General features: G+C 41.4%; 10 protein-coding genes and 1 tRNA gene. 6 read left to right on the plus strand and 5 right to left on the minus strand.

All coding sequences use genetic code 11. The annotated features are described in order from the left end of the window. Positions 1 to 4: 4 nt before the first annotated feature. A complete protein-coding gene (pyrE, locus tag C5749_RS08770; RefSeq protein ID WP_105724897.1) occupies positions 5 to 649 on the minus strand; it encodes an orotate phosphoribosyltransferase in 645 nt (214 codons plus the stop codon). Between pyrE and C5749_RS08775 the strand changes: the two genes are divergently transcribed. Beyond that, the gene (locus C5749_RS08775; protein ID WP_105724899.1) at positions 648 to 1,256 is read left to right on the plus strand and encodes an NUDIX hydrolase; all 609 of its coding nucleotides are present in this window, start codon (positions 648 to 650) and stop codon (positions 1,254 to 1,256) included. The genes pyrE and C5749_RS08775 overlap by 2 nt on opposite strands. Before the next feature lie 76 nt (positions 1,257 to 1,332). On the opposite strand, the gene C5749_RS08780 is transcribed toward C5749_RS08775, so the two are convergent. After that, positions 1,333 to 1,803, minus strand: coding sequence for a hypothetical protein (locus C5749_RS08780; RefSeq protein WP_105724901.1), 471 nt, complete (start codon positions 1,801 to 1,803; stop codon positions 1,333 to 1,335). 220 nt (positions 1,804 to 2,023) lie between these two features. Here C5749_RS08780 and C5749_RS08785 point away from each other — a divergent pair. The 3 genes from C5749_RS08785 to C5749_RS08795 all read left to right on the plus strand — a co-directional run bounded on the left by C5749_RS08785 (position 2,024) and on the right by C5749_RS08795 (position 6,328). Continuing rightward, positions 2,024 to 2,105 (plus strand) — tRNA-Leu (locus tag C5749_RS08785). 183 nt (positions 2,106 to 2,288) lie between these two features. Further along, a complete protein-coding gene (locus C5749_RS08790) occupies positions 2,289 to 4,523 on the plus strand; it encodes a bifunctional alpha,alpha-trehalose-phosphate synthase (UDP-forming)/trehalose-phosphatase (protein ID WP_105725355.1) in 2,235 nt (744 codons plus the stop codon). Beyond that, positions 4,520 to 6,328, plus strand: coding sequence for a glycoside hydrolase family 15 protein (locus C5749_RS08795; RefSeq protein WP_105724903.1), 1,809 nt, complete (start codon positions 4,520 to 4,522; stop codon positions 6,326 to 6,328). Before C5749_RS08790 ends, C5749_RS08795 begins: the two co-directional genes overlap by 4 nt. 38 nt (positions 6,329 to 6,366) lie before the next feature. Here C5749_RS08795 and C5749_RS08800 read toward each other — a convergent pair whose 3' ends face one another. The 3 genes from C5749_RS08800 to alaS all read right to left on the minus strand — a co-directional run bounded on the left by C5749_RS08800 (position 6,367) and on the right by alaS (position 10,875). After that, the gene (locus C5749_RS08800; RefSeq protein ID WP_105724905.1) at positions 6,367 to 7,056 is read right to left on the minus strand and encodes a response regulator transcription factor; all 690 of its coding nucleotides are present in this window, start codon (positions 7,054 to 7,056) and stop codon (positions 6,367 to 6,369) included. Between the two features lie 95 nt (positions 7,057 to 7,151). Continuing rightward, on the minus strand, positions 7,152 to 8,246 hold the full coding sequence (locus tag C5749_RS08805; protein ID WP_105724907.1) for a TlpA family protein disulfide reductase: 1,095 nt from the start codon (positions 8,244 to 8,246) through the stop codon (positions 7,152 to 7,154). A gap of 16 nt (positions 8,247 to 8,262) precedes the next feature. Beyond that, positions 8,263 to 10,875, minus strand: coding sequence for an alanine--tRNA ligase (gene alaS / locus C5749_RS08810; RefSeq protein ID WP_105724909.1), 2,613 nt, complete (start codon positions 10,873 to 10,875; stop codon positions 8,263 to 8,265). Positions 10,876 to 11,113: 238 nt separating this feature from the next. Between alaS and C5749_RS08815 the strand changes: the two genes are divergently transcribed. After that, positions 11,114 to 11,962 carry a universal stress protein gene (locus C5749_RS08815; RefSeq protein ID WP_105724911.1) on the plus strand — a complete coding sequence of 283 codons (849 nt, stop codon included), beginning with the start codon at positions 11,114 to 11,116 and terminating at the stop codon, positions 11,960 to 11,962. A gap of 11 nt (positions 11,963 to 11,973) precedes the next feature. Beyond that, complete coding sequence (locus C5749_RS08820; protein WP_105724913.1) at positions 11,974 to 12,834, plus strand: universal stress protein; 861 nt, start codon at positions 11,974 to 11,976, stop codon at positions 12,832 to 12,834. Positions 12,835 to 12,858 lie beyond the last annotated feature (24 nt).

Genomic DNA, 12,858 nt, shown 5'->3' on the forward strand with positions numbered 1-12,858 from the left:
TACGTTATTGTCCCGTCCATGTTGAAGGATCTTTACGCCATTCTTCCAACAACGCTACATCAGATTCCAAAATATAACCGTTGTTGACCGCTACATTAATAAGCGCTTCATAGTTGCACAAGCTAAAGAACGGACATTTAGCTTCCGCGAAATTTTTAGCTGCTTGATCAAATCCATAGGTAAAGATGGAAACTAATCCTACCACATTACATCCCGCTTCGCGTAATGCTTCAACAGCCAACAAACTACTCTTACCGGTAGATATTAAATCTTCTATGATAACCACGCGTTGTCCGCTAACAACTTCTCCTTCAATAAGATTTTGACGACCATGGTCTTTCGCGCTACTGCGAACATACGTAAAGGGTAAACCTAGGTCCTGAGCGACCAATACGCCTTGAGGTATTCCCGCTGTTGCCACACCCGATATCATTTCTACGGTTCCAAACTCCTCTTGAATTAACTGGGATAGCTGTTGGCGAATATAAGTTCGGATTGCCGGATGTGATAATGCAATACGATTATCACAATAAATTGGAGACTTCCAACCTGACGCCCAAACAAAAGGGTTTTTAGGTTGTAATTTTATTGCTTTAATTTGCAATAAGGATTCAGCAATTTTTTGTTCAACCTCATTTAACTTATTCATGGCGCAAATTTATAAAATTTATATGAACGAATGTCAGCTTATTTTAGCTGATTTTCTTCCAAAGAAACTATCCAATGTTCAAACAATTGGTTTACAAGACATTGATCTCGAAAAACTTTTTCAAGCATCCAAACAGAAAGCAACAAAGAACATAACTTATTTATATATACATCCTGATATTGAGAAGGTTTTTAAATCCATCTCGCAAAAAGTAGAAATTATTAAAGCTGCAGGAGGGCTCGTTAAAAATGGAGAAGGCGAATACTTGTTTATACACCGACTTGGAAAATGGGATTTACCCAAAGGTAAAGTAGAGAACAATGAAAAGATGAAAGAAGCTGCTGTCCGCGAAGTAGAAGAAGAGTGCGGCATTCGTATAAATTACTTAGGTCCAAAGCTTCAAACGACCTATCACATCTACATCATGCGCGGAAAATTTGTATTGAAACAAACTAATTGGTACGAGATGGGGGTGAACAAATCACCAAAGTTGATTCCACAAAGTGAAGAAGACATTACGGATGCCCGCTGGATTGATAAAAGCGGTTTCGGAACTGTATTAGAAAATACATATCCATTAATTATGCAAATTATAGAGAAGATATGACTCAACGGAACAAGGGGGCTGTTACCGCCCCCTTGTTCGCTAACACAAACTAAACTACATACAAACATTTATACCGTTAACTTTCAACATTTTCCGCGTCCGTCATTTTCTTTTCTATCATTCCTCTTTTCCTAAAATCCCTTTTTGTTCTCTTAAAGTTTCCTTTATGCCGTTGTGCATAACTTTTCTTTAAAAGCTCTTTTTGCTCAGTCGTCAAAATTTCACTCATTTTCTCTCGGGAATCCTTTATGTCTTCACGTTTTTTGTCGTGCAAATTTTTCATTTCTTCGCGGTGAGCTACCGCTTGTATTGCTTGCTCCAATTGTATAGCATATACTTCTGATCGTTGGGCATCAGTAAATTTTAAATATTTATCCAAATGCTCCATTTTCAGTTTGGCGATCTCTTCCGGTGTACGTTGTATCTTTTTCTCCATTCGCGGTTTCCGGTCTTTAGTAATCGGACGCCTCGTACCTTTTTCTTCCTGTGCAAATGTTGCTAAACTAATCCCTGCAAATAACACTGCTAATGATAATGCCTTTTTCATAAATTTCGTGTTTTTGGTGAACTCTTATTTTTCTTCTTTAAAGAATAGATACTAAATCCACACAAACGTTTAATTGATACGCGTTAAATAATGTTAACGACAAACGTCCTGTCAAAAAATAAGCAGGTCAAAATCAGTTCGTTTATGAAAACCTAAAAATATTTTTTTGGAAAACCTAAAACATCTCCTATATTTGCATCGTCAAACAAGGACACAGCAAGCCCAGCTGGCGGAATTGGTAGACGCGTTGGTCTCAAACACCAATATCTTCGGATGTGCCGGTTCGACTCCGGCGCTGGGTACAGGAAATCCCTTCTATCAATGATAGAAGGGATTTCTTATGTTAACCAATTTAAAATAAAAGACTATTTATTTTATAAGAATGAATAGATTTTTCCAAAACAATTCCTTTTTTCAAAGGTTATTCTTATGACTTCTTGTTAGTTTTTAGAGGTTTTCCCAATATTATCATGAAAAACTTTCACATGTATAAAAAAAGAACAATAATTGTATCAAATCGATTGCCAATACGGATAGAAAAAACCGATGGGGAGCTTAAATTTATTCAAAGTGAAGGAGGCTTAGCCACCGGGTTAGGTTCTATTTACAAACGAGACAATAATATTTGGATCGGCTGGCCGGGATATATCCCCGAATGCGAAGAAGAAAAAAAAATTATCCGCGAACAGCTAGCGGAACTTAACCTTATTCCTGTCTTTCTCACTCCAGAACAAATAGAAGGGTATTATGAAGGGTTTTCCAATGAAGTTTTATGGCCCATCTTTCATTATCGGCTATCTTACGCCATTTACAAGCAAGAAAACTGGCAGTACTACAAAGAAGTAAACCAAGCCTTTTGCGATGCTGTATGGGCAGAACAGCCTAATGACAAAGATGAAATATGGATTCATGATTACCAGTTAATGTTGCTTCCAAAATTAATTCGTCAGGGCGACGCCAATATATCCATAGGTTATTTTCAACATATCCCCTTCCCTCCTGACGAGATTTTTCGATGCATTCCATGGCGGAATGAATTATTGGAAGGTGTGTTAGGAGCCGATCTTATCGCTTTTCATACTTACAACGATACACAACATTTCTTAAATGCGGGCACCCATATATTGGGACTTACTATAAAAAACAACTGTTTGCAGATAGGCGACCGAAGTGTGTACGTTGAAGTTTATCCTATGGGCATAGACTACGACAAATTTAGCGCATTGGCAGAAAGCCCAGACGTGCAAACACGTGCCAGGTGTATAAAAGAGCACTATCAAAATCGCAAAATCATTCTTTCTATTGACCGGCTAGACTACAGCAAAGGCATACTCGAGCGCCTGTACGCGTTCGAAAACTTTTTGATTAAATATCCACAATATAGCAATCAAGTCGTCCTTTATATGCTGGTTGTTCCATCTCGCGATACCGTCCCGCAATACAAACGACTTCGCGATGAAATCGATCGGCTCGTCGGCCACATCAACGCCGTATATGGAACAAACGAGTGGACCCCTATTGCTTACTACTACAACACTTATCCAGTGGAGGAGCTATCGGCGTTGTATGCCGCCGCAGACGTTTGTTTAGTCACTTCTCTTCGCGACGGAATGAATCTCGTCTGCAAAGAATACGTGGCCAGTAAGGAGAACGAGCAAGGCGTGCTTATCCTGAGCGAGCTAGCCGGTGCATCCAAGGAACTACTAGATGCTATTCAAGTAAACCCCAACGCGATCGACGAAATCAGCAATGCCATTGTTCAAGCCATAAAGATGCCGGAAGAGGAACAGCGGAAACGCATGGATGCCAATATCGCCATCGTCAAAAAATTCAACATCAACCACTGGGTCAGGTTGTTTTTTAATCGCTTGCGTGAAATTAAACATATCCAGAAGAATGAAATGTCGCGCAAGGTGCGCGAAGGGGTTAGGGAAATGATTTTCAATCAGTACCAAAATAGCCAAAAGCGGTTGTTCTTTTTAGACTATGATGGTACGCTAATCGGATTTCACAAAGACGCCGACGACGCTGCCCCGACCACTTCGCTCTATCGTATTTTGGAAAAGTTACAATCGGATAATGAAAATCAAATAGTCATTATTAGTGGTCGCCCTCGCGAAACATTGACACGATGGTTTGGTGATAAAGATTACTACCTAGTAGCGGAGCACGGCGCATGGACGAATTATCCCGCACACACGTGGACGCATCGCCCGCAACTTTCCAATCGGTGGAAAATTCCCGTAAAACATATTATGACCAAATTTGCCAACATCACAGCAGGTGCTTCCGTCGAAGAAAAAAGTTATTCGCTGGCTTGGCATTACCGGAAGGCACAACAAGGGCTAGGACAGCTTCGCTCGCAGGAACTAGTAGACTCCCTTCGCTATCTAATTCCGCAACACGGACTGCAGCTGCTTCAAGGCGACAAAGTCATCGAAGTAAAAAACGGTGAAGTCAACAAAGGTTTGGCAGCCCTCGAAATTGTGAACCATTATAAACCCGACTTTATTTTTGCGATGGGTGATGATGTAACCGATGAAGATATGTTTATCGAACTTCCTTCTTCGGCGCTTACCGTTAAAGTGGGAAATAAAAAATCAGAAGCACATTTTTATGTGGAAAACCAGGAAGACGCCGTAAATCTTGTTCACTATTTCGTTGAAAAAATTGAATCCACACAGCGCATCAAATCAAGCCCTCAAACAATACGAATATGAATCAAAAAACAAGGCACAAATATAACTCGGGCATCATAGGCAACTGTGCTTATATTGCGCATATTGAACAGGACACCAATGTAAACTGGTTGTGCTGGCCTTCCTTTCAAGATTCTTTTGTCTTTGGCAGTTTGCTGGATAAAAAACTTGGAGGAACTTTCTGTATTCTACCTACCGGCGAACCGACCAATAACAAACAATTCTATTTAGAGAATACAAATATATTATGTACCGAAATAGAAGCCAAAGATGGTGCCTACCGGGTTACGGATTTTGCTCCTCGTTTTGAGCAATATGAACGCTACTATAAGCCGCTAACGCTGATCAGAAAAGTGGAGCCAATGAGAGGCAATCCAAAAATCCGTGTTATATGTGAGCCAACCTACGAATATGGTGGCAAGTCGTTCCATCGGTACAGAGGCAGTAACCATGTGCAGTTCGAAATGGAACATATTAAGATGCGTCTTGCTACAAATATGCCGGTTAGTCATTTTTTTGACGATAGTACACATGTATTGAGCCAACCCGTTTATTTGATATTAACTTACGGCAGTCCCTTTGAGGCCCCTATTGCCCGCACTGCAGAAGATTTTCTTTTACGCACAAAAGAATATTGGCATAAGTGGGTGAAAAACGCTTCTATTCCTGCATTTTATCAAAAAGAAGTCATTCGATCGGCCCTTACGCTTAAAATGCACCAATATGAAGACACAGGAGCAATCATCGCTGCTAGTACGACCAGCTTACCGGAATACCCGGGATCCGGCCGAAATTGGGATTATAGATTTTGCTGGTTGCGCGATAGTTATTATGTGCTAACGGCACTGAGTCATTTAGGGCAGTTCGAGGAAATGGAGAGGTATGCTTCCTATATTGCCAACATTAGCCAAAATGACACAGGCAGACTACAGCCGCTATACGGCATTATGGGGCAATCGGATTTAGAAGAATATACCATTCCATATCTGGACGGTTATCTTGGAAACAAACCTATTCGAATTGGTAATCAAGCTTCCGAACACATCCAAAACGACGTATACGGACAAGCGCTTATTGCGTTGCTTCCGTTGTTTTCTGACCATCGCTTTCGCCATCAAAACTTACATACGGCAAAAGCATGGACACATCTTATCCTTCAGAAAATGGCACAGACCATCGATGAGAAAGATGCTGGAATATGGGAGTTCAGGAATTTTCAAAATCGTCATTGTTATTCCAACTTATTCCAATGGGCTGGGGCTACGGCAGCACTCAAAATCGCCAAACAATATGGTTTTAAAGACATCGAACAACAGGCGAGTACCATTCGCGCGCAAGCGGAAAAGCATATTGAAAGCTGCTATGATTTAGAAAGAGAAGTATATACCAATGCTTTTGAAAGCCAAAGCCTGGACGCATCCACGCTACAGCTTATTATGATGAACTATTTAGATCCCTCATCAGAAAAAGCAAAAAAACACCTTAAACAGTTAGAACAGGAGCTAAAAGGCAAGCATGGCTTATTTTACCGATATATGCACAAAGACGACTTTGGAAAGCCAAAATCGACATTTCTGGTATGCGCATTCTGGTATGTAGAAGCATTAGCCTGTGTTGGTCGTTTAGACGAAGCCCAAGAAGTATTTAAACAGCTTTTATCCTTTGCGAATCATCTCATGCTTTTCAGTGAGGATGTTCACGAAGATGACGGTTCCCAATGGGGCAATTTCCCACAAGCCTATAGCCATGTGGGATTAATAAATGCCGCTTATCGTATAGCGGTCAAATTGGATAAACCTACTTTTTTCGATAGTTTATATGAATAGTTAGGAAATTCGATCCGTTAGCGGACGGATCGAATTTATTAGGATACTTCAAACTTATAGCCCACACCCTTGACGGTTGAAACGTAATGATCTCCGATTTTTTCCCTTAGCTTGCGGATATGTACGTCGATGGTTCGATTCGTAACCACCACGGAGTCTTCCCAAATGGCTTTTAGTATCTGTTCCCTCGTAAAAACCTTATTTGGCTTTGAAGCCAAAAGATAAAGTAACTCAAATTCCTTCTTTGCCAAAACAATCTTTTCTCCATCGCGATATACTAAAAAGGAATCCCTATCGATAACCAGATCCAAGATTTCTAGTTTATCTGCGTGATCAATTCCCGATTCCGTATTATTACGCCGCAATATAGCATTGATACGGCTCATTAAAGCACGTGGTTTGATCGGTTTCGCTATGTAGTCGTCAGCACCCACATTAAAACCAGCGATTTCAGAATACTCTTCGCTCCTGGCAGTAAGAAAAACCATGAAAGTATGTTTAAACTCCGGCATAGAGCGCATTAGACGACAAGCTTCGATTCCATCCATTTCTGGCATCATAACGTCTAAGATAATTAAGTCAGGATTAGCCTGTTTCGCTACTTCTATCCCCTCTTTACCATTGTACGCTTGATAAACTTGATAGCCTTCTTTTGTAAGACTATAGGATATTAAATCGACGATATCTCGTTCATCATCTACCACTAGTATTTTTTGATTGGCGTTCATTATTGTTTTTTTGCTAAATTATGTACTAAATGGTAAGACAACGTTAAAAAGATGTTATCAAATTGTTAACCACTTAACAGTTGTTAAATGTTTTTTTAATTTAAAGTTTGCTTCAAAAATGCTTCAAGTTCCTTACCTCGCAAATTTTTAGCTAATATTTTGCCGGCTGGGTCTACTATATAAGAAGTAGGAATAGCTTTGATTCGATAGTTTATAACCAAATCAGAGCTCCATGCCTGTAAATCTGAAACCTGTGTCCATTCTAATCGATCTGCCTCGATGGCACGCATCCAGCTGCCTGGATTATTATCCAACGATACGCCCAATACGGTGAATCCTTTGTCTTTAAAAGCGTGATATTGTTTCACGATATTCGGATTTTCTTGTCTACATGGAGCGCACCAGGAAGCCCAAAAATCAACCAGCACATAATTCCCCCTGAAATCAGAAAGCTTCACTGTCCTGTTATTCGGTGTAAACGACTCAATTTCGGGCGCAGGCTGCCCTACAGCCAATCTTTTTAGTTTCTTTGCTTCCTCTTTAAATTGAGAAACATAACGATTATCCGTAAATTTATCTTCGATTTCATCGGCATACGCGATAATCTCCGACTCCGCAATATCTGGATCTAGGGTGCTGATAGCATAAAACCCCGCTAGATTTTTATTTTGCTCCGCAAATGTTATTACCTGCTGCGTATATAACGACAACTTCGATTTAAACTCCATTAAATAGTCAAAGCGTAAACTTTCGATCTCTTCCGCTGATTTATTTAAAGTAGCCTTAGCAAAAGCACCTTGCAAGGAATCTTGCACGAATTCTTTACGACGCTGATAAGGAGCAAACTCTTTTAATGCAGACGTCAATTCAGAGCCTTCTATTTGATAGTCCTCTGGATTATGCATATCGGCTACAAACTTCAATGGCTCTCCGGGGGTTAAAATAACTGGATACTTATTGTTTCCTATTTGAATAGAAAGCAAGCGAGACTGCGTCGCCTGCCGTTCAAATTTAAATTTATTCCCGTTTGCAAGATAGACAGAGTCCAGCTTTCTATCACCTTCGTAAAAAGCAATGACCTTTACATTTCCAGGGTTGTCAATGTGTCCATATATATGAATCACATCCGTCCGCGAACACGCACAAAACAATGCGATCAATAAAACAAGTAAACCAATAGTTTTCTTCATTTCTATTCATTTTGTGCTATTTCACAAACTCCTTAGCCCTCGCGATTGCTTTCGGAAGACCTTCAACTAATTTTCCTCCGGCCGTGGCAAAAAAAGGCTGTCCTCCTCCGCCGCCTTGAATATCTTTTGCCAGATCCTTAACAATCGCACCCGCATTCCATCCACGCTCCTTCGCTAACCTATCTGAAATCGAAACAGTCAGGCTTGGTTTTCCATCAATATTTGCCCCCAAAACTACAAACACATTATCCATCGCGCCTTTCAAAGCAAAAGCCAGTGTTTTCACTGCGTCCGGATTAGGAAGATCCACGATCATCGATAAAAAATTGACGCCATTGATTTTTTCCATTTTGTCTTCCAGTTCCTGCTTCATCTGTAATGATTTTTCACGGATGTGCTTTTCGATCGCCTTCTTCAGCTCGCTGTTCTCATTCAACACCCTTTCGAGTGTCGACAGAAAGTCCTTGGGACTGTTCATCAGTTCCCGCATACTATCGATCAGCTCAAACTGTTCGCGGATTACCGCTGATGCCTTCGATCCGGTAATTGCCTCAATCCGTCGTACCCCTGCGGCAACGGCGGATTCCGAAACTATTTTAAAAAACCCGATCTGGCCGGTGGCACGGACATGTGTACCTCCACAGAGCTCTTTAGAAAAGCTGCTGTCGAAGGTAACCACACGTACAGAATCTCCATACTTTTCGCCGAACAGGGCGGTCACCCCCGATTCAATAGCTTGCTGGTAAGGTATATCACGTTCTTCCTTCAACTGTATATTCTCGCGGATCTTACCATTAACGATATCTTCGACCAACTTCAGTTCTTCTGTAGTAATTTTCGCAAAGTGCGAAACGTCGAAACGTAGGATATCAGGAGACACCAACGAGCCTTTTTGGTTCACGTGGTCGCCCAGCACCTGCTTCAACGCAGCATGCAATAAATGAGTAGCGGAATGATTGCTCTCCGTATCAATACGTTTGTCACGATCGACTGTTGCAGTGAAGTTTCCTGCCAGCACCGGCGGCAGTTCCTTTACAAAATGTACGACAAGCCCGTTCTCCTTTTTGGTATCCGTAACATAAATCTTTTCCTGGGCCTCGGATATCAGTAGTCCCGTATCTCCGACCTGCCCTCCCCCTTCGGCATAAAATGGTGTAACGGACAGGATGAGCTGATACTGTTGTTTGCCCTTTATAGTTACCTTGCGGTATTTTAAGATCTGCGTGGTCGCTTCCAGATAATCATATCCCACAAAATCTGTTTCATCCCCGTCCGATACCGTAACCCAGTCGCCGGTATCGATAACCGTTGCGGCACGCGAACGTTCCTTTTGCTGCTGTAGGGCGCCTTGAAAGCCGTCCATATCCACATGCAGCCCCTTCTCCCGCGCCAATAGCCCAGTGAGGTCTACCGGGAAGCCATAGGTATCAAACAGTTCGAAGGCAAAATCGCCGTCAATGGCTTTATGCTCTGCGATATAATTCTCAAATCGCTGTATGCCTGTGGTAAGGGTACGTAAAAAAGAAACTTCCTCTTCCAGCACCACCTTCTGTACAAAACCCTGTTGTTGTATAAGTTCGTCGAATACGCCTTCAAACTGCTTTGCCAAAAGTGGCACCAATTCATTGATAAACGGCGTTTTGAAACCCAGGAAAGTATAGGCATAGCGTACCGCTCTCCGCAGTATACGTCTGATAACATAACCTGCCTTATTATTGGAAGGAAGCTGCCCATCCGCGATAGCGAAACTTACGGCACGTATATGGTCGGACAGTACACGCATGGCGATGTCCTTTTTTTCGTCCACTCCATAGTTTGTCCCCGCCTTCTCGGCGATAAACTGTATAATAGGCTGAAAAACGTCGGTATCATAATTCGACGTCTTACCTTGGATAGAGCGGACCAAACGCTCAAAGCCCATGCCCGTATCTACATGCTTGGCAGGCAGCGGTTCCAGTTTCCCGCTCTTCAGACGGTTGAACTGTATAAATACCAGATTCCATATCTCGATAACCTGCGGATCGTCGGCGTTGACCAAATCCTGTCCCTTTACTGCATCACGCTGTTCATCCGGACGCATATCGTAATGGATTTCTGAACACGGGCCGCACGGTCCCGTCTCTCCCATTTCCCAAAAATTATCTTTCTTGTTCCCCAATAAGATCCGGTCTTCTGCTACATGGTTTTTCCACAGATCGTATGCCTCTAAGTCCCGCTCCAGTCCTTCTTTCTCATCGCCCTCAAAAATCGTCACATACAAGCGGTCCTTGTCCAACTTGTACACTTCCGTCAACAATTCCCAAGACCACGCGATGGCCTCTTTCTTAAAATAATCACCAAAAGACCAGTTGCCGAGCATTTCAAACAGGGTATGGTGATAGGTATCGATACCGACCTCTTCCAGATCATTGTGTTTCCCCGATACGCGTAAACATCGCTGTGTATCCGTAACACGGGAATATTTTACCGGCACCTCTCCTAAAAAAATCTCTTTAAACTGGTTCATCCCTGCGTTGGTAAACATTAACGTCGGATCGTTTTTAACAACTACCGGAGCTGATGGCACAACGTGATGGGACCTGTCCCTAAAAAAACTTAAAAAAGCTTCGCGTATTTCTTTACTGGTCATGGAATCCTATATATACTTATTTTGAGGTACAAAAATAGCTAAAAATGCTTGCTCTCACAATGCATAGTATTCCGCTTATAGAATCACAAAGTTTTAAATTCTTAAAACCACTTATTATTTGTACTTTTATACAGTAACATCAACTTATAATGAGGAAATCTGCATGACCTATCACTCCGAAAAAAGGTATGGATAAGTTAGTTCTTGCAAACTTCATTACCAATAACAATTTATTCTGATGAAAATTTTAGTACCAACGGACTTTTCGGAAAACGCATTCTTAGCTGCTCGGTATGCTGCAGAAATTGCAAAAAAGCATCACTACAGCTTGCATGTTGTTCATTTCTATACGGCAATTTCATCGGGTTTTGACGAGCATGAATTAGAAGGAGACCGGGAGGAATCTGATTTATTAAAGGCCGATTTTACTATTAAGGAGTGGACAAGCAGGCTTCAAACCCAATATCCTGACATAGCTATATCCTATCACAATGATCGGGGGCTTTTAGAGGAGGCACTCCTCAAAGAGGCAAAAAGAGGAGATTATGTCGCTATCGCGATGGGTACCACAGGAGCATCGGCAAACAAAAATATATTCTGGGGAAGCAATACGGCGTTAATTGTAGCAAAATCACCTATTCCAGTCATTGTCATACCTAATGTCCATATCACGACAGCGATAAAAAAGGTGGGGCTGCTAACCAATTTTAAGCAAGAAGAATTGACGACGCTTCAAGAGTTCGTCCATACTTTTAAACAAGAGATCGACGTGGCACTCATACATGTTTATAAGGAAGGTGAAAGTGTATCCTCGGTGAACAACCGATTAGATTCTTGGGGATTTAATGTGGATGAGTTTTCCGCGGTGAGGCGTACGACCAAAATAACAGCTCCGACTTTAAAAGAAGACAAGGATCAAGATACTATACCGGAGGTTATCGGTAAATTGATTGATGTGCAAGACATTGATATTATTTTGGTTTCAAAAACCAGAAAAACCTTTTTTGAAAGATTGTTTACGTCATCGGTTTCTAAAGCCATGACATTGCGACTGCAAAAGCCTGCTTTTTTTGGAAAAACAATATAAACAATTATATCATGAACAAAATATTAATACCCGTTGATTTTTCCGAGGACTCACTAACCGCTATTCAATATGCTTGTGCGTTCATTTCACAAAATGAGCGAAAACAGGAGGTGGACCTCATCCATGTTTTCACGCATCATTCCAATTCGTATGTAAACCGACAAGCCTATCCTATTGAAGATCCACAGGTAAAAATTTCGGAAAAGGAGATGGAAAGACTCTTAGCGAATCTCCATCGTGAATATCCCGACATTAAATTCAACAAGGTATTTAAAGAGGGTAACCTGTTTGAAGAGATCAGCAAAGTAACTGCCACATTTAATTACGATGCCGTTGTGATGGGAACAAAAGGTTCTTCCGGATTGGAAGCGATCTTTCTGGGCAGTAATACATACGATGTCATTTTGAATACGAAAACGCCCGTACTTGGGGTTCCGCAAAAGACGAAAGGCCTCAAGAAAGACAGGGTTGGTTTACTCTGTAATTTTAAAGAGGGTGAAATCGAGGTACTCCAACACGCCATTAAACTTATTGGCAACGATTTCGAGCTCGTATTGATTTACGTGAACAAAGATGACCGACGTATCAGCGATATCGATACCCAATTCAAAAGCTGGATTGAAGAAATAATCAACCGAACAGATATCCGAAACATCTCCTATACTATAAAACCACAAGTGCTTTACAATCGAGCCGTGGAAAATGTATCACATGCTATTTCCAACGTATTAATTGACGAGCAGATAGATTTCCTCCTTATCACCCGTAGCCGTAAGAGTATTTTCCGAAAATTGATCGAAGAAAATATTGTACGTAAGATGGCTTATAATATGACCATACCGACTTTATTTGCTCCTGTACGCACTTATTAAAACACCTCGTATGACGTCTTTCTC

The organism is Sphingobacterium gobiense (genome assembly GCF_002980575.1).
Taxonomy (GTDB): Bacteria; Bacteroidota; Bacteroidia; order Sphingobacteriales; family Sphingobacteriaceae; genus Sphingobacterium; species Sphingobacterium gobiense.

What these genes read in the sequence shown, in the direction of transcription:
- C5749_RS08775 (WP_105724899.1), top strand. Translation starts at nt 648, where the DNA reads ATGGCGCAAATTTATAAAATTTATATGAACGAATGTCAGCTTATTTTA.
- pyrE (WP_105724897.1), bottom strand. Translation starts at nt 649, where the DNA reads ATGAATAAGTTAAATGAGGTTGAACAAAAAATTGCTGAATCCTTATTG.
- C5749_RS08780 (WP_105724901.1), bottom strand. Translation starts at nt 1,803, where the DNA reads ATGAAAAAGGCATTATCATTAGCAGTGTTATTTGCAGGGATTAGTTTA.
- C5749_RS08790 (WP_105725355.1), top strand. Translation starts at nt 2,289, where the DNA reads ATGTATAAAAAAAGAACAATAATTGTATCAAATCGATTGCCAATACGG.
- C5749_RS08795 (WP_105724903.1), top strand. Translation starts at nt 4,520, where the DNA reads ATGAATCAAAAAACAAGGCACAAATATAACTCGGGCATCATAGGCAAC.
- C5749_RS08800 (WP_105724905.1), bottom strand. Translation starts at nt 7,056, where the DNA reads ATGAACGCCAATCAAAAAATACTAGTGGTAGATGATGAACGAGATATC.
- C5749_RS08805 (WP_105724907.1), bottom strand. Translation starts at nt 8,246, where the DNA reads ATGAAGAAAACTATTGGTTTACTTGTTTTATTGATCGCATTGTTTTGT.
- alaS (WP_105724909.1), bottom strand. Translation starts at nt 10,875, where the DNA reads ATGACCAGTAAAGAAATACGCGAAGCTTTTTTAAGTTTTTTTAGGGAC.
- C5749_RS08815 (WP_105724911.1), top strand. Translation starts at nt 11,114, where the DNA reads ATGAAAATTTTAGTACCAACGGACTTTTCGGAAAACGCATTCTTAGCT.
- C5749_RS08820 (WP_105724913.1), top strand. Translation starts at nt 11,974, where the DNA reads ATGAACAAAATATTAATACCCGTTGATTTTTCCGAGGACTCACTAACC.